At 49.2% G+C, this 22,109-nt stretch carries 21 protein-coding genes and 1 tRNA gene; 14 read left to right on the top strand and 8 right to left on the bottom strand.

The window, feature by feature from the left end:
• Positions 1-3: 3 nt before the first annotated feature.
• The 6 genes from AB1757_14590 to AB1757_14565 form a co-directional block, all read right to left on the bottom strand.
• Entirely contained in the window at positions 4-753 is a 750-nt protein-coding gene (locus tag AB1757_14590) for a lysophospholipid acyltransferase family protein (GenBank protein ID MEW6128264.1), read from the bottom strand.
• 5 nt (positions 754-758) lie between these two features.
• Entirely contained in the window at positions 759-1,397 is a 639-nt protein-coding gene (locus tag AB1757_14585) for a Uma2 family endonuclease (protein ID MEW6128263.1), read from the bottom strand.
• A 39-nt stretch (positions 1,398-1,436) separates the two neighbouring features.
• A complete protein-coding gene (locus AB1757_14580) occupies positions 1,437-1,910 on the bottom strand; it encodes an NUDIX hydrolase (protein ID MEW6128262.1) in 474 nt (157 codons plus the stop codon).
• Between the two features lie 252 nt (positions 1,911-2,162).
• Positions 2,163-3,470 (bottom strand): folylpolyglutamate synthase/dihydrofolate synthase family protein, encoded by a 1,308-nt coding sequence (locus AB1757_14575; GenBank protein ID MEW6128261.1) that lies wholly within the window; start codon positions 3,468-3,470, stop codon positions 2,163-2,165.
• Between the two features lie 77 nt (positions 3,471-3,547).
• On the bottom strand, positions 3,548-4,399 hold the full coding sequence (gene accD / locus AB1757_14570) for an acetyl-CoA carboxylase, carboxyltransferase subunit beta (GenBank protein MEW6128260.1): 852 nt from the start codon (positions 4,397-4,399) through the stop codon (positions 3,548-3,550).
• Between the two features lie 80 nt (positions 4,400-4,479).
• On the bottom strand, positions 4,480-5,037 hold the full coding sequence (locus AB1757_14565; protein MEW6128259.1) for a cob(I)yrinic acid a,c-diamide adenosyltransferase: 558 nt from the start codon (positions 5,035-5,037) through the stop codon (positions 4,480-4,482).
• Between the two features lie 321 nt (positions 5,038-5,358).
• Here AB1757_14565 and AB1757_14560 point away from each other — a divergent pair, with 321 nt between their 5' ends.
• The 5 genes from AB1757_14560 to AB1757_14540 all read left to right on the top strand — a co-directional run bounded on the left by AB1757_14560 (position 5,359) and on the right by AB1757_14540 (position 10,574).
• On the top strand, positions 5,359-6,624 hold the full coding sequence (locus AB1757_14560) for a homoserine dehydrogenase (protein ID MEW6128258.1): 1,266 nt from the start codon (positions 5,359-5,361) through the stop codon (positions 6,622-6,624).
• Between the two features lie 195 nt (positions 6,625-6,819).
• Positions 6,820-8,034: an aspartate kinase gene (locus tag AB1757_14555; GenBank protein MEW6128257.1), complete on the top strand. Its 1,215-nt coding sequence runs from the start codon at positions 6,820-6,822 to the stop codon at positions 8,032-8,034.
• 66 nt (positions 8,035-8,100) lie between these two features.
• Entirely contained in the window at positions 8,101-9,741 is a 1,641-nt protein-coding gene (locus AB1757_14550) for a Ppx/GppA phosphatase family protein (GenBank protein MEW6128256.1), read from the top strand.
• A gap of 140 nt (positions 9,742-9,881) precedes the next feature.
• Positions 9,882-10,484, top strand: coding sequence for a MerR family transcriptional regulator (locus AB1757_14545; GenBank protein MEW6128255.1), 603 nt, complete (start codon positions 9,882-9,884; stop codon positions 10,482-10,484).
• Between the two features lie 16 nt (positions 10,485-10,500).
• Positions 10,501-10,574, top strand: a tRNA-Pro gene (locus tag AB1757_14540).
• A 186-nt stretch (positions 10,575-10,760) separates the two neighbouring features.
• Here AB1757_14540 and AB1757_14535 read toward each other — a convergent pair.
• Positions 10,761-12,689, bottom strand: coding sequence for a tetratricopeptide repeat protein (locus AB1757_14535; GenBank protein ID MEW6128254.1), 1,929 nt, complete (start codon positions 12,687-12,689; stop codon positions 10,761-10,763).
• Between the two features lie 283 nt (positions 12,690-12,972).
• On the opposite strand from AB1757_14535, the gene AB1757_14530 reads away from it, so the two are divergent.
• From AB1757_14530 to AB1757_14505, 6 genes are all read left to right on the top strand, one after another.
• Positions 12,973-13,131: a hypothetical protein gene (locus tag AB1757_14530; protein ID MEW6128253.1), complete on the top strand. Its 159-nt coding sequence runs from the start codon at positions 12,973-12,975 to the stop codon at positions 13,129-13,131.
• Between the two features lie 100 nt (positions 13,132-13,231).
• Positions 13,232-15,289, top strand: a complete 2,058-nt coding sequence (locus tag AB1757_14525; protein MEW6128252.1) for a hypothetical protein — start codon at positions 13,232-13,234, stop codon at positions 15,287-15,289.
• An 89-nt stretch (positions 15,290-15,378) separates the two neighbouring features.
• Complete coding sequence (locus AB1757_14520) at positions 15,379-15,987, top strand: hypothetical protein (protein MEW6128251.1); 609 nt, start codon at positions 15,379-15,381, stop codon at positions 15,985-15,987.
• 278 nt (positions 15,988-16,265) lie between these two features.
• Complete coding sequence (gene surE / locus AB1757_14515; protein MEW6128250.1) at positions 16,266-17,030, top strand: 5'/3'-nucleotidase SurE; 765 nt, start codon at positions 16,266-16,268, stop codon at positions 17,028-17,030.
• Positions 17,027-17,695, top strand: coding sequence for a protein-L-isoaspartate(D-aspartate) O-methyltransferase (locus tag AB1757_14510; protein MEW6128249.1), 669 nt, complete (start codon positions 17,027-17,029; stop codon positions 17,693-17,695). Before surE ends, AB1757_14510 begins: the two co-directional genes overlap by 4 nt.
• Positions 17,696-17,724: 29 nt before the next feature.
• Positions 17,725-18,387, top strand: coding sequence for a DedA family protein (locus AB1757_14505; GenBank protein ID MEW6128248.1), 663 nt, complete (start codon positions 17,725-17,727; stop codon positions 18,385-18,387).
• Positions 18,388-18,414: 27 nt separating this feature from the next.
• On the opposite strand, the gene truA is transcribed toward AB1757_14505, so the two are convergent.
• Positions 18,415-19,206 (bottom strand): tRNA pseudouridine(38-40) synthase TruA, encoded by a 792-nt coding sequence (gene truA / locus AB1757_14500; GenBank protein MEW6128247.1) that lies wholly within the window; start codon positions 19,204-19,206, stop codon positions 18,415-18,417.
• Positions 19,207-19,361: 155 nt separating this feature from the next.
• Between truA and AB1757_14495 the strand changes: the two genes are divergently transcribed.
• The 3 genes from AB1757_14495 to AB1757_14485 are packed head-to-tail and all read left to right on the top strand — an operon-like array spanning position 19,362 to position 22,071.
• Entirely contained in the window at positions 19,362-19,862 is a 501-nt protein-coding gene (locus tag AB1757_14495; protein ID MEW6128246.1) for an Lrp/AsnC family transcriptional regulator, read from the top strand.
• Between the two features lie 33 nt (positions 19,863-19,895).
• Complete coding sequence (locus AB1757_14490) at positions 19,896-21,137, top strand: PLP-dependent aminotransferase family protein (GenBank protein MEW6128245.1); 1,242 nt, start codon at positions 19,896-19,898, stop codon at positions 21,135-21,137.
• Positions 21,138-21,147: 10 nt separating this feature from the next.
• Entirely contained in the window at positions 21,148-22,071 is a 924-nt protein-coding gene (locus AB1757_14485) for a PhzF family phenazine biosynthesis protein (GenBank protein MEW6128244.1), read from the top strand.
• Positions 22,072-22,109: the final 38 nt, after the last annotated feature.

Genomic DNA, 22,109 nt, shown 5'->3' with positions numbered 1-22,109 from the left:
AAGTTATTTCTTTTGCGCCTGCCATCCGGCTTTGAGGGCTTTATCGATTTCGTTACGCACCACAGTGATTAATTCACTCAACTGCTTTTCCGAATAATTTTTCGTCTCAATCGGTTTACCGATGACCACATCGACCCGTCCGGGACGCGGCGCAAGCGACCCTTTGGGCAAAAGTTTACTGGTGCCAATGATGGTCACTGGCACAATCGGCACTCCTGCGCGCGCGGCGAGTTTAAATGCGCCCTGCTTGAATTCCTGCAAATGCCCGTCGGGTGAGCGTGTGCCTTCGGGAAAGACGGCAAGCGATTTGCCTGCGCGAATGCCTTCGACAACCCCTTTCAAACTTTTGGCGGTTTTGCGGGCATCGCCCCGGTCGATGGCGAAATTTCCGGCAGTCCACAAATGCCACCCCATAAACGGCACATAAAACAATTGCTTTTTCGCCATAATACGAAACTGATACGGCAGATAAGCAAACAACGCCGGCGTATCAATCAAACTCGCATGGTTTGCCATATAGACATAGGTTTGATCTTTGCTGAGATTTTCGCTTCCGTGAACGTGGATGTTGGAAAAGATCGTCCAGGCAATCAAGCGGCACCACCAGCGAGCGCACCAGTGTTGCATTTCGCCGGTTTTATCGAATGGCGACAGGATTAACGAAATCGTCGCCATCACAATCGTGTAAAAGTACCAGAGCAGATTGGCAAACGGCGCCCAAAGATAGATTAATATTTTTTTGAAGGTTCCCAACGTTTTTATTTAACTTTTTGTGTAGTTTTGATTTTGGTTTTTAATTGCGCGCTTTGCCGCCGCTTATTTTTGGGAAAAGTAAGCTGATAATAAACCTCTGATAATCGCACCTTGCAACCAAGCGCCGGAATAGTCAAATTCCCTTTCAAGCCTTCAACCATCGTTAAGACCCAGGTGCCGTTTTTCTGTTTTGCATAATGTTCCAATCGCGGCTCATCCTGTGAAACTAAAATGTAATCGGTAAAAGTTGGAATCTGTTGATATTGAAAAAACTTTTTTCCCCTGTCGAATGCCTCTGTGGATGGCGAAACCACTTCAATAATCAGATTCGGATTCATCAACACATCGCCTTGGTTATCCCGGAAACGCGGCTCACCGCACACCACAGAACCATCGGGATATGAAAACAGCTTCGAGTTCGGCACCCCGATTTTCATGTTGCTTTCAAATGTCCGGCAATTCTTGCCCTTCAACCGCGCCCGCAACTCGCTGCAAATATTCAAACTAATCAGACTATGTTCGGGGTTGCCTCCCGACATTAAAAATATTTCGCCAAAATAGAATTCGCTCTTATCCTGAGCCTTCCGTTCCAGTTCCAGGTATTCCTGCGGAGTGTAATATTGCTGTTCAATTTTTGCGCTCATGTTGTGACCTTGAGCAACCTTGTAATTACATCGGTTTGATTACAATTTCATTCTGGCAACCGTCAACAAAGTAATCATGCTTTTGGCGTCGTCGATTTCGCCGGTTTGCGCTTTGGCAAGGGCTTCGGCAAGCGGCATTTTAACAATCTCGATTTCTTCATCATCATCGAGGTTTTGGGTTGAGGGCTGCAAATCGGTCGCCAGGTAAGTATAAATGCGTTCATCGCAATAACCCGGCGCAACTAAAAAATCGCTGATTAATTTTAGATTTTTTGCCCGCACCCCGATTTCTTCTTCAAGTTCGCGACGCGCGGCTTCTTCAGGCGTCTGCCCCTTTTCGATGCGACCGGCGGCAATTTCCAGCGAATAACGATTAATCACATAACGCCATTGTCGCACCAATGCCACGGTTCCATCGGCAAACAATGGCAAGGCTCCCGCGCCGCCATTGTGATGAACCAATTCCAAAGTCACCTCGCCTTTGTGCGCCGAATTAAAAGTGCTCAGGCTCATATCAAAAACTCTGCCTCGATGCAGATATTCTCGTTTTATCAGTTCGTGTGCCATATTTTTTAGCAATGAGTGATGGGTGATAAGTGATGAGTGATGAGTAATGGGTGATGAGTAGAGATAATCAAGTAAGAAGAATAAATATCTTAATGCCAGGCTATTGTTACTCGTTCAACGTTCCTACTTCAGATTTCAACCTTTCCGAAACTCATCACTCATCACTCATTACTCATTACTCATCACTCATTACTTTTTTTAATTCACTTGCCTTTCTTGTATGATTTTTTTCGCTTCACCGACAAGGTACAAAGAACCCGCAACACAAATCAAACCGTCTTCGGGCGTATGGTCGAGGGCTTCGCGAATCGCCAGTTCAACATCGGGCGTAAAGATCACCCGACCGGGAGCCAGATAAGCGATATTGCCCATTTTTTCGCTACTCGCAGCCCGTCGGTCATCGACTCTGGTTAAGATCACCACCTCCGGCAACGAAAACAATTCTTCTGCCATGTGCACATAATCTTTGTCATTCATCACGCCAAAAATCAGAGTTAAATGTCCATGCCAAACTTCTCTCAGGTAATTTCGCAAAGTTCTCGCGCCGGATTCGTTATGCGCGCCATCCAGCAAGAAAGCCGGCGCATTGTTGATAAACTCCAATCGTCCGGGCCAGCGCACTTCGCGCAACCCTCGGATGATGGCTTCCCGGGGAATCGTAAACCCCAAATCGGTCAGGGCTTCGGCGACTTCAATTGCCGTAACCGCATTATCAGCCTGATGCCGACCTCTTAAACCGGTCATCACCCTTTTGTAAGTATTTTTTGAAGAGTCGTAATCGAACACCACTGAGCCGAAATTATTCATGCGAATTTGATAAGGTTGATTGACATAAATCGGCGAGGTTTTCATTTGCATGCATCTTCGCGATAAAACATCATAAGCCGCTTCATAAAATTGCCTGCCGATGACCGGAATCACGCCTTCGCGAATGACGCAGGCTTTTTCAAAGGCAATCTCTTCGATGCTTTCACCGAGAATTTTTTGATGGTCAAAATCAATCGTTGTCACTACCGAGACGATTCTATCGGCGGCATTCGTGGCATCGAGTCTGCCGCCCAGTCCAACTTCGAGAACCGCGAGGTTGATGCGTTGTTCTCGAAAACAGGTTAAAGCGATGGCTGTGATCTGTTCAAAAAAAGTGGGAACGGTTTCTAAAATCCCGTCTGCGACCAGCGCCTCGGAAGTTTCTCTTACAAGGGTAGCGAGCCTCGCGAAATCATCACGCCGGATATTTTCTCCATTAATTTTGATGCGCTCTTCGATATGCACCAGATGCGGCGAGGTGTAGAGCGCCGTGCGATAACCCGCATGGCGGACGATGGATTCGACCATCGCAGAAGTTGACCCTTTACCATTGGTTCCGGCAATCAGAACCGATTGGTAAGCCTGGTCGGGGCTGCCTAAGCGGTCGAGAACCGCGCGAATATTTTCCAGGCGAAATTTCGCCGCGAGAATTTCGTGTCCAAGTCCATACAGGTAGCCTAAGGATTCGGAATAGTTCATACGTTAGCTGCTCAACGACAGGTAACAGAGTTTGTGGGTATAGTCGGGATGCTAAAGATGAGGCGCACCCTTTTCGCTTATTTTGCGAACATAAAATCGAAAGAACGAATTAAAAAATCGCGCAAATCTTTGCGCTCAACCACCGCATCCAGCATGCCGTGGTCGAGTAAAAATTCTGAACGTTGAAATCCCGGCGGCAATTTCTGGCGAATCGTTTGTTCAATCACCCGCGGTCCGGCAAAGCCGATTTGCGCCGCAGGTTCGGCAATATTGAAATCGCCGAGCATGGCGAAACTCGCGGTCGTGCCGCCGGTCGTCGGGTCGGTTAAAATTGAAATAAACGGCAACCCCGCTTCATCCACCTTTGCAAGTCCTGCGGAAATTTTTGCCATCTGCATCAGTGAGATTGCGCCTTCCTGCATGCGCATACCACCGGATGCCGAATAAATAATTAAAGCGGATTTTTTCTCTAAAGCTTTTTCAATGGCGCGGGCGATTTTTTCACCGACGACGGAACCAACCGAACCGCCGACGAAATCCAAAACCATCGAACAGATAATCGCAGGATAGCCGCCGACTTTGCCTTCGCCGGTTATCAAGGCATCGAGTGAGCCTGTAAGTTTCTGCCCCGCCTGCAAACGTTCGGTATAAGGCTTTTTATCTACGAATTTCAACGGGTCGTTGGAAACGATGCGGGTATCGTACTCAACCCACTGTTCATCATCAAAGGTTAAACGCAAGCGGTCTTGAGCAGGCAAGCGGTGATGATAATTACATTTCGGACAAACGCAGAGGTTGTCGTCAAATTCCCGTTTGAGAAGAAATTGACTGCACCCTTCACATTTAACAAACACCCCTTCGGTTTTGACGTGCCGTTCGTCTGTGAGAAGCGGCGCGGTCTTTTCATTTTTTCTTTTAAACCAAGCCATTTTTTAGTGATGAGTGATGAGTGATGAGTGATGAGTGAAATCAAGTAGAACCCTACTCATCACTCATCACTCACCGCTCATCACTTCTTCCTCTTACTAAAATCGGTCATTTTTTCCGGTACGCCTGCTCGTTTATTTACCAGCCTTGCCACAATAAACAGTAAATCGGATAAACGGTTCAAATAGATAATTGCATTTGCGTTGATTTCTGCTTGCGAACTGAGGGCGACGACTTTGCGTTCGGCGCGACGCGCGACGGTGCGCGCTAAATGAAGCGTTGCGCCAACTGCTGAACCGCCCGGCAAGATGAATTCTTTAAGTGGTTCCAGTTCTGCTAAAAATTTATCGGAAAAGGTTTCAAGGGCGGCGATAAAGGTTTCGGTAAGGCGCGGGACTTCCACACTGGCGGGGCTTGCGAGGTCTGCGCCAAGAGTAAATAAATCGTTTTGAATATGACTCAGGGTTTCATCTATTTCCGCATCCTGCAAATTGGCGCGCGCCAGACCGATGACCGAATTCAACTCATCGACATCACCGTATGCATCAACGCGCAGCGAAGCTTTGCTGACGCGCTCGCCGCCAACCAGTGAAGTTTCGCCACCATCGCCGCTTTTTGTATAAACCTTGGTGATTCGCATGTCTTTGCACTTCAAACAGACAGGCAATTGTAGGCATAGCCTCAACCATTGTCAAAGATGGTTAAAAAAGAAAAAACGGCTTTACCGGCACAGCTCACCAAAATCATCAAAGCCGTTTCGGGAAATGAAAACCAATACCTGCCAACCTAACCGGTGGAATTGAAAACCGGAAATATTATTCAACCAATTGCCGGAGTCGGGTTAAAGCAATTTATGGCATTTTAAATTAAATTAAAATTGCTCAGGCACAAAATTTTTCATGCCTTGACAAAACCATCGCTGAACCTTTCTCTTATCATTTTCGCTTTTATTAAGGAACCTATGGCAAAGACCAATATCGGAATCATCGGTCTCGGAACGGTTGGCACAGGAGTTGTCAAATTACTGAGCGATGACAAACGCTTTAAATTAAAACTCGCGGCAGTGCGCGACACCGACAAACCGCGCGAAGTTGACCTTGCCAACATTCGCGTCACCAATGACCCTTTCGAGATTGTCAACGACCCGGAAGTTGAAATCATTGTCGAAGTCGCGGGCGGCACTGAACCGTTTTATGAACTCACGAAACGCGCCATCGCTCAGGGCAAACACATCGTCACCGCCAACAAAGAACTCATCGCCAAACACGGCGCGGAACTTTTCAATCTCGCTAAACAACAAAACGTCACCATAATGTTTGAAGCGGCGGTTGGCGGTGGCATCCCGTTGATTTCAACTTTGCAACGCGGATTGCAGGCAAACGAAATTCAAAGCGTCGCAGGAATTTTAAACGGCACAACCAATTTCATCCTGACGCAGATGGAAACCAAAGGGCAAAGCTTTCAAGACGCTTTAGCCGAAGCCCAGGCGCTCGGTTTTGCCGAAGCCGACCCGACCAATGATGTCAAAGGGTTTGATGTGGCGTACAAAATCAACATCCTTGCCTCACTCGCGTTCGGGCGCTTTGTGGAACCCGGAGCCGTCTTTCGCCAAGGCATCACACGCATCACCGATTTGGACATCAAGACGGCGCGCGAATTCGGCTACCGTATCAAGATGATTGGACTGGCGCGGCGACAGGGCGACAAACTGGACATTCGCGCTCATCCCATGCTGGTTTCATTGAAGCATCTGCTGGCATCTGTGGAAGGCGCAAACAATGCCATTTTCATCAGCGGCAGCGCCGTTGGCGAAGTGATGTTAGTTGGCCCGGGCGCGGGACAAATGCCTACGGCATCGGCGGTGGTCGGTGACATTATCAATCTCGCGAGCGCCTTGCAACTCCCGGATTTCGCGCCGTATTTTCAACCAACCATCGGTGACACCGAACTTTCGCTCGGCTCGATGGATGAAAGCGAGAGCGCCTTTTACATACGCCTTGAAACCACAGACACGCCAGGCGTCATCGGCAACCTCGGGCACGCGCTCGGCGGTCACAACGTCAGCCTCCATAGCCTTGTGCAACGCGGGACAACTGCCGATGGCAATGCCACAGTAATTTTTCTTACACACAAAGCCAGTGAAATCAGTGTCTCGCGTGCCTTAAAAGAAATCGAAGCGCAAGCCACCACCAAACAAATCGGTGTGGCGCTCAGAGTTTTTGAATAGGAATCAGGATAGAGGATTCAGGATTCAGGTAGTAGTTCACATGGGTTTTCAAAACGAACATAATTCAATAGCAATTCAAAATGACCTGTTATTCATTGTTCTTTTCTCATGGTTACTACCGCCTTCATTTCTGAATCCTGAATCCTATATCCTGAATCCCGTATCCTGAATCCTGAATCCTGATTCTTGAATCCTATGATTGTACTGAAATTTGGCGGCACTTCTGTGAAGTCCGCAGCCAGAATTAAAAACGTCGCAAACATTATCGCCAGAGCATCCGAAACCGATGCGGTTGTTGTAGTGGTTTCGGCGATGGGCGATACCACGGATTATTTAGTCAAACTCGGCAGGCAAATTTCCCGCTCGCCAAATAAACGCGAACTCGATATGTTGCTCTCTACCGGTGAGCAGATTTCCATTGCCCTCGTGGCGATGGCATTGAATGAGTTGGGCAAAAAAGCGATTTCGATGACCGGCGCACAGCTTGGCATCCTGACTGAAAGCGTTCACGCATCGGCGCGTATCGTAGATATAAAAACCGACCGCATTCAACGCTACCTTGATGAAGGCTACATCGTAGTTGCCGCCGGTTTTCAAGGGGTAACGGAATCCGGGGATGTAACCACGCTTGGTCGCGGCGGTTCCGATACCACAGCGGTGGCGCTTGCCGCGGCGCTCCAGGCGCGCGTGTGTGACATCTACACGGATGTGAGCGGCGTCTATACGACCGACCCGAACCTCGTGCCAACGGCGCGACTGCTCAAAGAAATTTCTTATGAAGAGATGTTGGAAATGGCGCGGGTTGGCGCGCAGGTTCTCCATCCGCGCGCGGTTGAACTGGCGCGCAAACATAAATTGCCGGTTCGGGTGCGCAATACCTTCGATTATGAATCCGAAGGAACGATTTTAAGAGGAGCAGATGAAATGGAAATCTATCGCCCGGTAAGCGGCGTCACCGTCGATAAAAATCAGGCGCGAATGGTGATTTTAAAAGTGCCGGATCAACCCGGTATTGCCGGAAAAATTTTTGGCGCGCTCGCCGAACACCACATCAATGTCGATATGATTATTCAGGCGTTTCACCCGCAAAGTTCGGTCAATGATATTACCTTTACGATTAAACGCGATGATTTGGAAACCGCCAAACGGGTAATGGAAGCGGTGCGCGAACAATTAGGCGCAGAGGCGGTGCTCACCGACGAAGATGCTGCCAAGGTTTCAATTGTCGGCGCGAAATTGATGGATACACCGGATATTGCGGCGCGGATGTTTGGTGAACTCGGACGCAACCATATCAACATCAAAATGATTTCGACTTCTGATATTCGCATCAGTTGTGTGGTGAGCGAAGGTGATGCGGAAAAAGCTGTGCGTCTGGTTCACGACCTCTTCCATCTGGATGAAAACTAAAAATCGCGGTTCGTTTTATCGCAATTTTTCCTTTAAAATAGCGGAGTCGCCCGCAGGTAACCTGAGATGAAAATAGCTTCAATTGACATCGGCTCAAATTCCACTCACATGGTGATTATTCGCGCCGAACGTGGGCAACACCTGGAAATCATTGACCGCGAAAAAGAGGTCACGCGACTTGGCGCAGGTCTTCGCGATCACCGACTGGCAAAAGATGCGGTCGAACGCACCATCCTGACCTTGAAACGCTTCAAACAAATCGCCGAAGCCAACCGGGCAGACCTTATCATCACCACCGCAACCGCTGCCGTAAGAGCTGCGCAACATCCGGGAAAATTCCTTGAACGGGTACGCAAAGAGGTTGGTCTCAATGCCCAACTTTTACCCGGGGTCGAAGAGGCGCGGTTAATCGCCCTTGCGGTTGCAGAGGTCACCGATTTCAATGGTCGTCGCGCCTTAATCATCGACATTGGCGGCGGTTCTACGGAATTCATTATTACGTCGGGCGGCGAACCCGAACTCTTGCGCTCGGTTCGTTTGGGCGCGGTGTCGCTTACCGAAAAATTCATCAAAAAAGACCCGCCAGGCAAAGCTGAAATCAACAATTTGATTACCAACGTTCGCGCCGATTTGGCGCGGGTGATTCAAGAGATTAAAGAGATTGGTTTCGATTTTGTTATCGGCACTTCGGGAACGGTAATCAATATCACCGATGCCATCATTCAATCCGAAGCCGCCGATATTGATGATGAATTCGATTTTGAAGCCTTTTCGCAAACCATCACGCTCGACCAGATTGTCCGGCTCAATCAGCGTTTCGCCAAAAAAGATATTTATCAGCGCCGCAATATTCCCGGAGTTGAAGAAAAACGCGCAGACATTATCGTCGCCGGGGGGTTGCTGCTGGAAACTAGCCTTGCGGCACTCGGCGCAACCCAGATTACCAAATGCGACTGGGCTTTGCGCGAAGGGGTGGTGCTCGATTTCCTTAGAAAAAATAGCGCCGGCGATTCTGCGGTTGAACAATCACTGTTCGAGGGTTTGGAAACCCCGGAGCCTGCCGATGTGCGAATGAAGTCTGTGCTTTCGGTCGCCAGACATTTTGAATACGACCCGGCGCATTCACACCTCGTGGCAAAATTAGCCTTGCGGATTTTTGATGGCGCTCTCGAACTTCATGGATTAGGCAATGAAGAGAGAAAAATATTGCACTACGCAGCCTTGCTTCACGATATCGGCTACCGGGTTGCGCAAAATGACCATCATCGCCACGGACTTTATCTGATTAAAAATTCCGAGATGCCGGGATTTACCGCTAATGAAATCGCTATGATTGCCGCTGTCGTGCGTTATCATCGTGGCGATATGCCCAAGAAGGCGAAACATAAACGCGAAAAACGCGAGCACGAAGATTACTATTCGCTGAAACGGTCGCAAAGAAGCATGGTGTTGAAGCTTGCGGCGATCCTGCAAATCGCTGATGGATTGGATCGTTCACACAGTCAAAAGATTAAAGATGTCGAATGTCAGGTCAACGGCAATCAGGTCAATTTCAGGGTCAATTGTCTTGATTGTGATTTGGAAATCTGGTCAGCCGAACGCAAAGCCAAATGGTTCGGCAATATTTTTCATGTCGATATGAAGTTTGAAACTGCAAGCGTCGAACAACCTCAACTGGAATTGAATTTTGCCAGTGTCGGCAAATAATTGCGCAAGCGTTTTACCCGAACCGCAATAATCAATTCAATTGACACCGAAATCTGAAAATCATAGTATAAGGGCGTCGTTGGGGGCATTACTCACAAAACTCTAACTGATACAGCAAACCTATCCGAAGGGGGATTGGCATGGAAACCGATTCGAGAATCCCACAAAAATTATTCTTTCGCATAGGCGAAGTCTGCGACCTGATCAAGGTACAACCGCACGTTTTGCGCTATTGGGAAACTGAATTTCCGATGCTTGCGCCACAAAAGAATCGCGCCGGGCAACGGGTTTATCGCCGCAAAGATGTGGAGATGGTCGTGAGAATTCATAATCTGCTGTATGAGGAAAAGTTCACCATTGCCGGCGCTCGTAAACGCATTCTCGAAGAGACCAAAAAAGGCACCGCGCCACGGTTAAAAACGCCGCTTCGTGAAAAAGCGATTGAAGTTGAACGCGCCGACATCAAAGCCGTCTTTGATGAAATGGACGAAGATTTCGCAGATTTTGAAGATTCTTTTGCACCCGAGGCAGTGAACGAACCCATTCAAAAATCGGAAGCCGAAAAACCGGCGATGGAAGTTGTAACAGCCACTCAATCAACGAAGGAAAAAATTTCAACAGCCTCAACCAACCACCCGGCGGCATCGCCCGAAACCCAAAGACGCCTCAGATTCATCAAACACAATCTTGAGGAATTGTTGACACTGCTAAAGTCGGATGCTAGCATCAATCGTTCTGCTTGAGCTAAGTTTGACAATACGGGACGTGGCGCAGCCCGGTAGCGCGCTTCCTTGGGGTGGAAGAGGTCGCTGGTTCAAATCCAGTCGTCCCGACTCGCATATTGAATTACCCCTTTTACGAATGCCCAAATTTTCTTTGTGCTTTTATTGGCACACTAAAAACTTTTCAGCGTAAGCATCGCGGTCAAAGACCACTCCCTCAAACTCCCCTCAGTAAGTTCAATGGCAAGGCGCTCTAATATTCCAACCCTTCGCGCCGATGAGTTAGCAATGGACAACTCATTCGACCAGACCGATACGGTTCAGCAATTCAGTGAATCGCCTGTCCGCGCGCAAGCTGTCGAGCATCGGCTCTGCTTTGAGGAGGGCTAGGCTTGCTTCTTCTTTATTCTCAAAAGCCTTTTCAAGCCATTCAAAAGCCCGCTCTCGGTCGCCCAGACCTTCATAGATTAAAGCTATTTCATAAAACCATCGGGGATCGCGTTTATGTATCTTCACCAATTCACCAAGAATTTTATGTGCCTTATCTTTCTTGCCTGAAACGGCGTAGGTATGTCCAAGCCACACTTCTATGGTCGGGTTTTTTGAAAGACTGAGCGCCTTCTGATACTCTGCTATGGCTTCCTCAACCATCCCTTTTTGTTCGTAAGCTTCTCCCAGACGCCACCGCCCCACGCTGAAGTTCGGTTCCATCTCAAGTACCCGCCGGTATGCTTCAATCGCCTGATCATACTGGCGCGAGAAATAGAGGATGTGCCCTACGTCAGTGTTTATGATGAGCGAAAGCGGATCAAGTTCCTTAGCCCGATTGATCTCTTCGATGGCTTCAGGAAAGCGCCCCAGCGCTGCCAGATGGAAAGCATACCAATGATGGGCGGGCGGATAGTTTGGATTCAACTCGATGGCTCGCTTGAACAGCGTCTCGGCGCTCGCCCAGTCCCAGCGAACCGAAAGATAATATGCCTGAGTGGTAATCGCTTCGACGAGCTGATCATCAAGTTCCAGGGCTTTGCTCAACGCTTCAAGCGTTTTCGCTCCTTCACCATTGAAAAAATAACAGTCCGCCAGCCCCGCATAACCCAGGGCGTAGTTCGGGTCTATCGTGATTGCCTGCTGGAAATGTTCGGCAGCTTTCTTAAAATCCTCCGGCGTCCGTTTATTCCAGAAATAGCGACCCTTGAGGTACGCTTGATATGCCTCAAGGCTTTCGGTGTGACGTTGAGTCAGCCGCGCTTTCTCCTGTCCGGTCAGCTTCAGCGTCAAAGCTCCAGCCACCTGTTCAGTGATTAAATCCTGAACATCAAACAAATCAGTGCATACTTCATCGCACCGATATGCCCAAAGCGGCGACCCGTCCCTTACGCTCAGGAGCCGCACCGTCACCCGCATCTTATCGCCTGACCTTTGAATGCTCCCTTCAAGCACCGCGTCCACCCGCTGTTCACGACCGGCAGCAAGCGAATCCTGCTCCTGATCGCTGTACTTGCGGATGGCGCTGGTCGGGCGAATTTTAATTTGCCCAATGTTGCTGATCTTGGTTATTAACGTATCTGCCATTCCCAGTCCAAGGTATGCCTCGCGCTCACTGGTGTCCAACGTTTGGAAGGGCAGCACCGCAATGGATTTGATCGGCGGGTTTGAGGCAACCGGCGTTGAAAAGTTAGCGGTGATCAAGGCAGTCGTCACCACTGCAAACAATACGAAAGTGCTGATGGCAAGAATTAACCGGCGACGTTGCTTGACCATCTCAAACAAACTCGGCGGTTGTCGAACAATGGTTAGCTCATCCGCATCTCTTCTATCAACGATTGCCTCCTGAGCTTTGATTACCAGACGCTCGCGAGTGCGCCGCGCAATCAACATCTCGCCATTTTGCTTGCCGAGTTCCCGCACGCCGGCGACGAAGCGATAGCCAACTTTAGGAACTGTCTCGATGTATTGCCGGGCGTTCTGGCGTTCGCTCAAGGCTCTTCTCAAAGCGGCGATATTTTGCGTCAGGGTGTTTTCTTCAACGAAAGCATCTCGCCAAACTTCGTTAAGCAATTGTTCGCGGGTTAGGACGTGGCCGTGGTTTTGCACCAGCACCAGCAGAGTCTCGAACGCTTTGGGCGTAAGCGATACGGCGGCGCCATTATGTGAGAGCAATCGTTCGCCGGCATCCAGACGGAACTCGCCAAACTCGAAAATCTGTTGGTTGAAAGTATCCATCGCCGCTTTCACCAAACTTTCACAAAATTTTCACCCGTCTTTTGGGATTTCTGAACCGCCTTTGCTGTATTGGTGAGATTGTCGGAAATTCGCGGGAACCGTCGGTTCAGCAGCCCGTGGGTGAGCCGATTTTATCGCAAGTTTACTTCGGGAACAATAGGAGAGCGGCGTGAAAACTTCTCGGTGCATAGAGATTAGTATTGAACGTGAAGAGGTCTGCATCTTCCGGTTGCCAATCAATCGGACAACCGGAAGGTGTGCGACCTGCGGCGAGAAGACGCCAATGCTCACGCTGGAAGAAGCTGAAGTATTAACCGGAGAAAATTTGCTCAAGCTTCGTCAGTTGATGGCGTGTGGACAACTTCATTTCAATGAAAATCCTGATGGATGTTTATGGATTTGCCTCATTTCCCTTTTATCACCTTCACGTCAGGCTGAATAAACAGAAGGGTGGCTTGTATGGTAGCCCAACGGTAAGGGTGGGTGTCAGAGCAGGCGCTTTGGCGTGCTGATTTAGGTGAATAGAAATAATGGAGGGTACGATGATCAATCGAAAATTTGCTATCAAAAATCGAAGATTTCTTCAAAAGCACAGAACCTTGCTGGCGGGTGTTTGGGCGGGGTGGCTGTTCTTTTTACTCTTCCTACCGATGACCTCGGTGATTACGCCTAACCGTGTGCTGGCTGCCCCCGGCGACCTCGTTGCAGGCTTTGGCACGAACGGCGTCGTTTTTACTGACTTTGCCGGAGGCAATGACTCGGCGCAAGCCGTCGCCGTCACGCTGACTGGTAAGATCATCGCCGCCGGGTCTGCCACCGTACCCGGCAGTGGCACGGATTTCGCGCTCGCCTGCTACGACGAGAATGGAAATCTCGATCCGGCATTTGGTCAAGAAGGCAAGGTGACAACAGATTTCTTTGGCGCAAACGACGGGGGTAGGGGCATAGCCATCCAACTTGATGGCAAGATCGTCGTCTCAGGGTTCACAACAAACGGTAGCGAGAGGCAGTGGGCGCTCGCGCGTTTCAACCCGGACGGCTCACTCGACACGACATTCGATCAGGATGGCAAAGTCGTGTTGGATCTCGGCTCGACGTCGGAAGCCTTCAAGGTGGCTATGCAAGAGGATGGCAAGATTGTCGCAGTCGGTGATTCCCGACCGCAGAACAGCCTGGAATTCACCATTGTACGACTCAACCCGGCGGACGGGTCACTCGATAATACTTTCGGTACAAATGGCGTGGTGCGGATTGACTTTGGCAACGCTGACCGAGCGATTGATCTGGCGATTGACAACGAGAACATCTTTGTTTGCGGGTTCGCGGTCAAGAGCGCGACCGATTCCAATTTCGGCATCGTTCGATTGAACCTCGCTAACGGCAGTTTAAATCCTGCCTTCGACGGTGATGGCAAACGCGAAATAGATTATTTTGGCAAGCAGGACGGCGCGCAGGCTATCTCCATCCGGCAACCTGTCGCGCCGGTGAATGTACCCCACTTAATCGTCGGCGGCAACGCAATCAACACGGGAGCGGAGGATTTTGCAGTCGCTGCTCTCGATTTCAACGGCAATCTCATCCCTTCGCTCTTCGACCAAGGTTTGGCGACATTTGATTTTAATGGTGTCAGAGACCTGCTTTTCGATTTGGACATTCAGCCGGACGGTGACATCGTTGGCGCAGGTTGGGCTGGCAGCGGAGCGAATTTCGATTTGGGCATAACCAAGTGGGATCGTAATGGCCGTCTGGATTCAAACTGGGGGTTACAGGGCGAGTACACCTTTGATACGGCTGCGGGTGGGAATAACGTCGCCTTTGATGGAATCATATACGGGGCTAATCTTATCACCGTCGGCACAAGCATCAACCCGGTTACCCGAAACGACGACTTTACGATCACCCAGCACGAGAACGAGAAGTTTGTCGAGTTCACAAAGACCGCTTCGCCCGACCCGGCGGTGGAGGGCGATTTAATCACCTACACGTTCACGATAAAGAACCTCACAGACAACACTATTGATTTCTCGATCTTGGATTTCTTCTCTGAAAAAGTCAGCTTTGATCAAGCTAAAAATCCTCTTTGGATCGAAGATCCAGGGCTGGGCATAGAAGAAAGCGCGCTTACTAAAACCTTAACGGTCAGAAACATGGAAATCAAAGAAGTCATTCTGGTTCTCCGTGCTATGTCATCGGGGTCTGTGCAAAATAATGCCGAGCTACTTTATAAGATCGGCGGGGATTTTACAGTTGTTGAGAAAAATAGCATTCTTGCAAAAGCCAACGTGCGGCACGAGGTGACAAAGAATGAAATCACCGGCGTTACGCGAGATGGCAAGAATCTGAATGTCACCGTTAATTCAACCGGCGCAACCCAATCAAGCGCAATCGCGCCCAACGGCTTCGAGCCGCAAGCCGCGTGCCCGGTCGTCCTCTTTGATGGAGTGGAGCAACCGACCAAGCTCGACCCCGATAATCCTTCAACTGTGCTCATCGTCAAGAAAGGCTTCAAGAGAATCACGCCCGGTCAAACTGTGATGATCAAGGTGCGGCTGTGCAGCGGCATCGAGACCGATGTCTTTCTCTACACCCGCCCGCAATGACCGATCAGCGTACAGCCTTAAAGCTGTACGCTGATCCTTCGCCTATTTTCAAGAAACTTATTTGCCAATTCCCAGAAAGGAGATTTTTTATGAGCATCAACCTGATTCTCAGTCTGCGTGACATTACTCTTCTCAAACTACAAGAAGGTGATGAGGATGAAATCTATGTCATCGGCGGCGTAAAAATCACTAGAGACGGCAATCCGGTGGTAGCTAAATCTAAATACTTTGCCTCTTCAAACGTGATGACTTTTACGCAATCCGACAAAGGTCAACCGCGTCGCCTCAACCCGCAAGGCGATGTCTATGACGAGGTACTTGAGGACGACGAGGTTGCTTACACGCGCATCTATGTCGTTGAACACGACGCTGCCTCTACCGTTCAGGACATTACCGGAAAGCTCCGTGAATTTTTGGAGAACACCGACCTGTCTGAACTGCTTGAGAATACGCCACTCGAACAGGGCGCAGACCTGGCAAAGATTCTCCTGGAGTTTATTGACACGCTTGGCAACATCTTCGATGAAGATGACATTATCGGTGAGTGGCAAAAAACCTATCGAATGAAATCCATCAAGCGCGAGATGAGTGCCAGAAACGCCAGAGTTTTGAGCGACAAAATTTCTTTCGCCGCAAACATGGACGATGCCTTGTATGAACCGGTGACCGCGGAAGCCTTTTTTATAAGTCAGAAATAATTGATTTCTGACAACCCCTGTCGCCTCCCGATTGACATCGTGTGGGCGAACGATAACCCACCATTCCCGTTACTAAGCAAAAGACCGGTCAGTGCCACCCTGCTAACACTGGTGGCACTGACCCATCTTGCCTGACGACCAGCGATTGCCCTGCCAATTATTTGCGCTCGACTGATTTCCCCAACGAACGTATAATAACGAATTTATTATTACACGTGATTGCTTGCTGTGAACGGATGTCCCCCTGAACTCCTCTTCACTGCGCCGTTTTTCTAACTATGCCGAAAATATTAGTTACTAATGATGATGGAATTCATTCGGAGGGGATTATCGCTTTGGCAAATGCGTTAGCCGAAGTTGCTGAAATCGTAGTTGTCGCGCCCGCGCATGAAATGAGCGCGGCTTCGCGCTCACTCACCCTGACGCGCCCCCTGCGCATTGATAAAATTGATGAGCGCCATTTTGCGGTTGATGGCACGCCGACCGATTGCGTCACCCTGGCGATGAATAAAATCCTGATCGACAACCCGCCGGATATGGTCTTTTCGGGAATCAACAAAGGCGGCAACCTCGGTGATGATGTCACCTATTCGGGAACCGTTGCAGGCGCGCTGGAAGGCTCGATGTACGGATTGCCGAGCGTCGCCCTCAGTTTAATCGGGCGCGGCGAATTCAATTTTAAATACGCAGCAAACTTAGCCGCAGACCTCGCCGGTTTAATACTAAAGAGCGGATTGCCGCTTGGCACTTTACTCAATGTCAACATTCCGCCGGGCGAAATTAACGGCATCCGATATTCACGACAAGGCGCAAAAACCCTGCGTCCCACCATTGTCGAAGGCACTGACCCGCGCAAACGCTCTTATTATTGGATTGGCGAAGAGACCCCCACCTGGAACGACGAACATGGAACCGATTATGAAGCTGCACGACAGGGACTGGTTTCGATTACGCCGCTTCGCAATGATTTAACCGATTACCGAATTCTTGAGGAACTTAAAAACGGGTTATGGGATGTAGCCCCGAAAGAACATTTGAAATGAGACCGATTTTCGACACCCCAACCGCAAACCTTTATAAAAGCCAACGCGAAAAGATGGTCGAGTTATTGCGTCAACGCGACATTCGTGATGAACGCGTCTTGAAAGCCATGATGGATGTCCCAAGACACCTCTTCGTTTCCGAAGCGCTCGCCGCCAATGCCTACGGCGACCATGCCTTGCCCATCGGTGAAATGCAAACCATCTCTCAACCCTACATGGTTGCGCGCATGACCGAACTGCTTGAAGTCAATAAAAATTCGACGGTATTGGAAATCGGCGCGGGTTCCGGTTATCAAACCGCTGTGCTGTCACAGCTCGCCGGAAGAATTTTTGCGCTTGAACGAATCGGCGAGCTTGCCAGAATCGGACTCGCCAATATCCGCAAACTCGGGTGTTATAACGCCACCATAAAAAATCTCGATGGCACAATCGGGTGGGCTGAATACGCGCCTTATGATGCGATACTGGTAGCCGCCGGAGGCCCGGATATTCCGCAACCGCTGCTTGAACAACTCGCGCCCGGTGGTCGGTTGGTGATTCCGGTTGGCAACGATAAAAATCAACGGTTAATCCGTGTGATAAAAACCGAAACCGATATACACTATGAAGACCTGGGCGCTTGCGTGTTCGTTAAATTAATCGGTAAACATGGCTGGTCGTCATAACTCCGAATGCGAATGAGGAAATATTTTATATGGAATTAATCAAGTCACTGATTGATCTTTTTTTACACCTTGATAAACACTTGAATGAAATTATTCGTGACTACGGTGTATGGACTTATCTGATTCTTTTCCTCGTCATTTTTTGCGAAACCGGACTGGTGGTCACGCCGTTCCTGCCCGGTGATTCGTTGCTCTTTGCCGCCGGCGCTCTGGCTGCAACTGAGGGCAGCCCGCTCAGTGTCTGGTTATTATTTTTCCTTTTATGCATCGCTGCGGTTATCGGCGATACGGTGAATTATTGGATTGGCGCAAAAATCGGTCCCAAAGTTTTCACTCAGGAAAAATCGCGATTTTTCAAGAAAGAGCATCTCCTTCGCACGCAAAAATTTTATGAAAAATATGGCGGCAAAACGATCATCATTGCCCGCTTCATTCCCATCGTTCGCACCTTCGCGCCGTTTGTTGCCGGTATCGGCACCATGAACTATTTCAAATTTATCAGCTATAACGTCATCGGCGGTATCCTGTGGGTCAGCATCTGCCTGTTTCTCGGATATTTCTTCGGCAATATCCCCATCGTGAAAAAGAATTTTTCTCTGGTGATTCTGGCAATCGTGTTTATCTCTGTGCTTCCGGCAGTCTTTGAAATTATTCGCAGCCGGTTTAAACCAGCCGCATCGGTTGCCGATTAAATGTTCGAGCATTTCTAAAATAATTTTTTACAGATTCAATGTCGGTTTGATGGGAAGGGGTTTATCTTTTTCCGTGTAAGTGATTTTTTCTAAAAAGAGACCCGATGGCGGAGCCGTGTTTGCCGCAATATCGAAAATCTGCTTTGCCGCTTCCCGGCGTGAATCCAACAAGGCGCTAAATTGCTCAACCGCTAAATTGCCGCGCCCAACGGCAGCCAAAGCGCCGACGATGCGCCTGACCATCTTCCATAAAAAGTGTGACGCGCCAATTCTCAAGACGATTAAATCGCCTGCCACTTTCAGTTCGCAACCTTCGACAACTACGATGGTGCTTTTCTCTTCTTCGCGTTTATCACTGAATGCCACAAAATCATGGCGACCTGATACCAAGCAGGCGGCTTGCTGCATTTTCTCAATATCCAGAGAATCTTTAATCCACCAGACATATTTTTTGGCAAACGCCGACCGCCGCCGCGATATTTGATAAAGGTAAAATCTCAATACCGCATCGTGACGCGGGTGAAAATTATGACGCGCTTCTTCGACGGATAAAATATTGATGTCAGAAGGCAACCGGTCATTCAATACCCGAATTAATTCAAGCGGGCGCAGCATTTTTGCGGCGCGCAATCGCGCCACCTGCCCCAGCGCGTGAACCCCCGCATCGGTTCTTCCGGCGCCACTCAATTCAACCGGCGCTTTGAAAAAATCTTCAGCGGCACGACGAATTTCGCCGGCAATGGTGCGGGCATTTTTTTGCTCCTGCCATCCGTGATAGCGCGTCCCTTCATATTCAATTGTCAGTTTCCAGGTCGGCATAAATTCAACCGTTCAGAGCTTGCTGAACAAAGCTCACGATGTCAAATCGTCGCCGTTCATTCATTTGGTTCAGAAAAGCCGCATTTCAGTTGACACCAGGTGATTGCTATTTTATTATCGCCACGAACAATAAATACTTAATTTTTATAAGAAAAATGTCATTGAATTCTATAGATTATAAGATACTGGAAATTCTTCAAAAAGATGCGCGCATTACCCAATCCGAACTCGCCGCGGCGGTCGGATTATCACAACCGGCGGTTGCCGACCGCATGCGAAAACTCGAACAGGACGGGGTCATCCTGCAATATGCCGCCCGCATCGATGCGCGTAAATTAGGCAAAGACATCACTGCCTTTATCGGTGTCGGCATCGACCATCCCAAACACAATAAAAATTTTGCCCGCAAAATCATGGGCTTATCCGAAGTCCTGGAATGCCACCACGTCACCGGTCAGGATTCCTATTTATTAAAAGTCAAAATTGAAAATACCGAAAAGCTGGATGAATTAATTTCCGAACATATTCGCACCATCCCTGGGGTCACGCGAACTCACACGGCAATTGTTATGTCTTCGGTTAAAGAGTGTTCATACATCGCAACACCGGAAAAAAATTCACAGCCTGTACAGCGCAACCCAAAACGAAGTAAATAGCTTGCTGATATTTTTTACTGAAAGGAAATAACATTGATAAACAAACCCGCACCCGCAACCGGCGCGCTCTTATCTCTGCCGCTCACTCAGACAGCCTCTTATCGATTCGCTCGTCGCATGTCCAAAATCGGCGTATCGGCGGTTCGTGAAATTTTAAAAGTTACCGAACAACCCGACATCATCTCTTTCGCCGGGGGACTTCCCGCCCCGGAATTATTTCCCGTCGAAGTCATCGCCGATGCGCACGCTGCAGTGTTTCGCGAAAGCGGCGCTCAGGCAATGCAATATAGCACGACAGAGGGCTGGATGCCGCTGCGTCAATGGATTGCCCGACGTCAGGAATCGAGAGGAATCCATTCAGACGCCGGAAGAATCCTCATCACCACAGGGTCGCAGCAAGGTATTGACCTGGTTGCCAAAATGTTTATCAATCCCGGCGATAAAATCATCGTGGAAAACCCGACCTATCTTGCTGCGATTCAGGTCTTCAATGCTTATGAAGCTGAATTCGTTACCGTTGAAAGTGACGATGACGGCATGCGCGTCGATGAAGTCGGACAGGCGATTATCGAACATCATCCGAAATTCATTTATATTGTCACCGATTTTCATAATCCCAAAGGAACTTCGCTAACCCTTGAACGCCGCAAACAATTGATTGAAATATCGCGACGTTTTCGCATCCCGATTTTGGAAGACAACCCCTATGGTGAATTGCGTTATCGCGGAGAGTTGATTCCGTCACTGGCATCACTCGATAAAGACGGGCTGGTGATTTATCTCAGTACCTTTTCAAAAACCCTGAGTCCCGGAATGCGCATCGGTTGGGTTTCGGCTCCCGAAGAAATTTTTCAGGAACTGGTGGTTTGTAAACAGTCTGTCGATTTGCATACCTGCACCATCGAACAACGCGCAGCGGCAAAGGCTTTGGAAATTTTTGATTATGAAGCGCACATCAAAAATTTACGTCAGGTTTATGGTGAACGATGTTTAACCATGATTCACGCGATTGAAAAATATTTCCCAGCCGAAACCCAATGGACACGACCCGAAGGCGGGCTGTTTTTGTGGTTGGAATTTCCTGAAACTCTCGATGTCAAAGCGCTATTTCGCGATGCCCTCGCTGAAAAAGTCGCTTTTGTACCCGGCGCGCCATTTTTTGCGGTCGAAGCGCGCCAGCATTTCGCCCGTTTGAACTTTTCCAACAGCAAACCTGCAATGATTGAGGAAGGCATTCGCCGACTCGGGCAAGTCATTAAAAAGCAACTTTCGTGAAAGGAATTTTATGAGCAGTAAAAATTTCATCATTGCTGATGTGTTTACCGAAAAACCGTTCGGCGGCAATCAACTCGCGGTATTTACGGATGGTTCGGGATTGGATACGGAGGTCATGCAGACCATCGCCCGCGAGATGAATTATTCGGAAACCACCTTTTTGCTTCCCCCGGAAAAAGGCGGCGATTTTCGCGTGCGGATTTTTACCCCCGCCAGTGAATTGCCGTTTGCCGGTCATCCCATCGTCGGAACCGGCTATGCAATCGTTTCCGAAGGGTTGAAAGCCGTCGAAGATGGCTTAACCACGGTTCGCCTCGAAACCGGAGTGGGTGAACTCGTGGTTAAAGTTACCACTTTAAATTTGGCAGCCAAACAACTCGGTGATTCGACCATGACCCAACCGCTCCCCGAAGTGAAATCGCGCTGGACGGATTTACCCAGACTTGCAAAAGCCTTGTCGCTGGACGCGGCAGATATCGAATCCACGCAATTGCCGGTTGAGGTCATTTATAACGGCATTCCGGTGATGATTATCCCTCTGGCTTCGCTGGCAGCCTTGCAAAAAATCAAAGTCGATACCGGCGCGCTTGAAGCCATCAGCCGTGAAGCGGGGGCGATTACCGTGATGGTGTTTTGCCGGGAAACAGCTATGCCGACGAGCACGGTGCATTGCCGAGTATTCGTCCCCGTCGAAGGCATTGCCGAAGACCCCGCCACAGGTTCCGCAAACGGACCCCTGGGGTTTTATTGCGTTCGCCATCGGTTGGTTGAATGGCAACCGACAACCAAAATTATCAGCGAACAGGGGTTTGAAATGAAGCGTCCAAGCCTTATCAACATTGAACTTGACCTGGAACCGGCAACCGGCGAGGTGATGAACATTCGCGTTGGAGGTGGAGTTGTGATTTCCGGAAAAGGCGAAATTTTCATATAATCGAATCGGAATAGGCAGCTTAAAGGATGACAAACAAC

It is taken from the genome of Acidobacteriota bacterium, assembly GCA_040754075.1.
Classification (GTDB): domain Bacteria; phylum Acidobacteriota; class Blastocatellia; order UBA7656; family UBA7656; genus JBFMDH01.
Note: the sequence above shows the minus strand (reverse complement) of the source record. Positions and strands in the feature narration are given on the sequence as shown.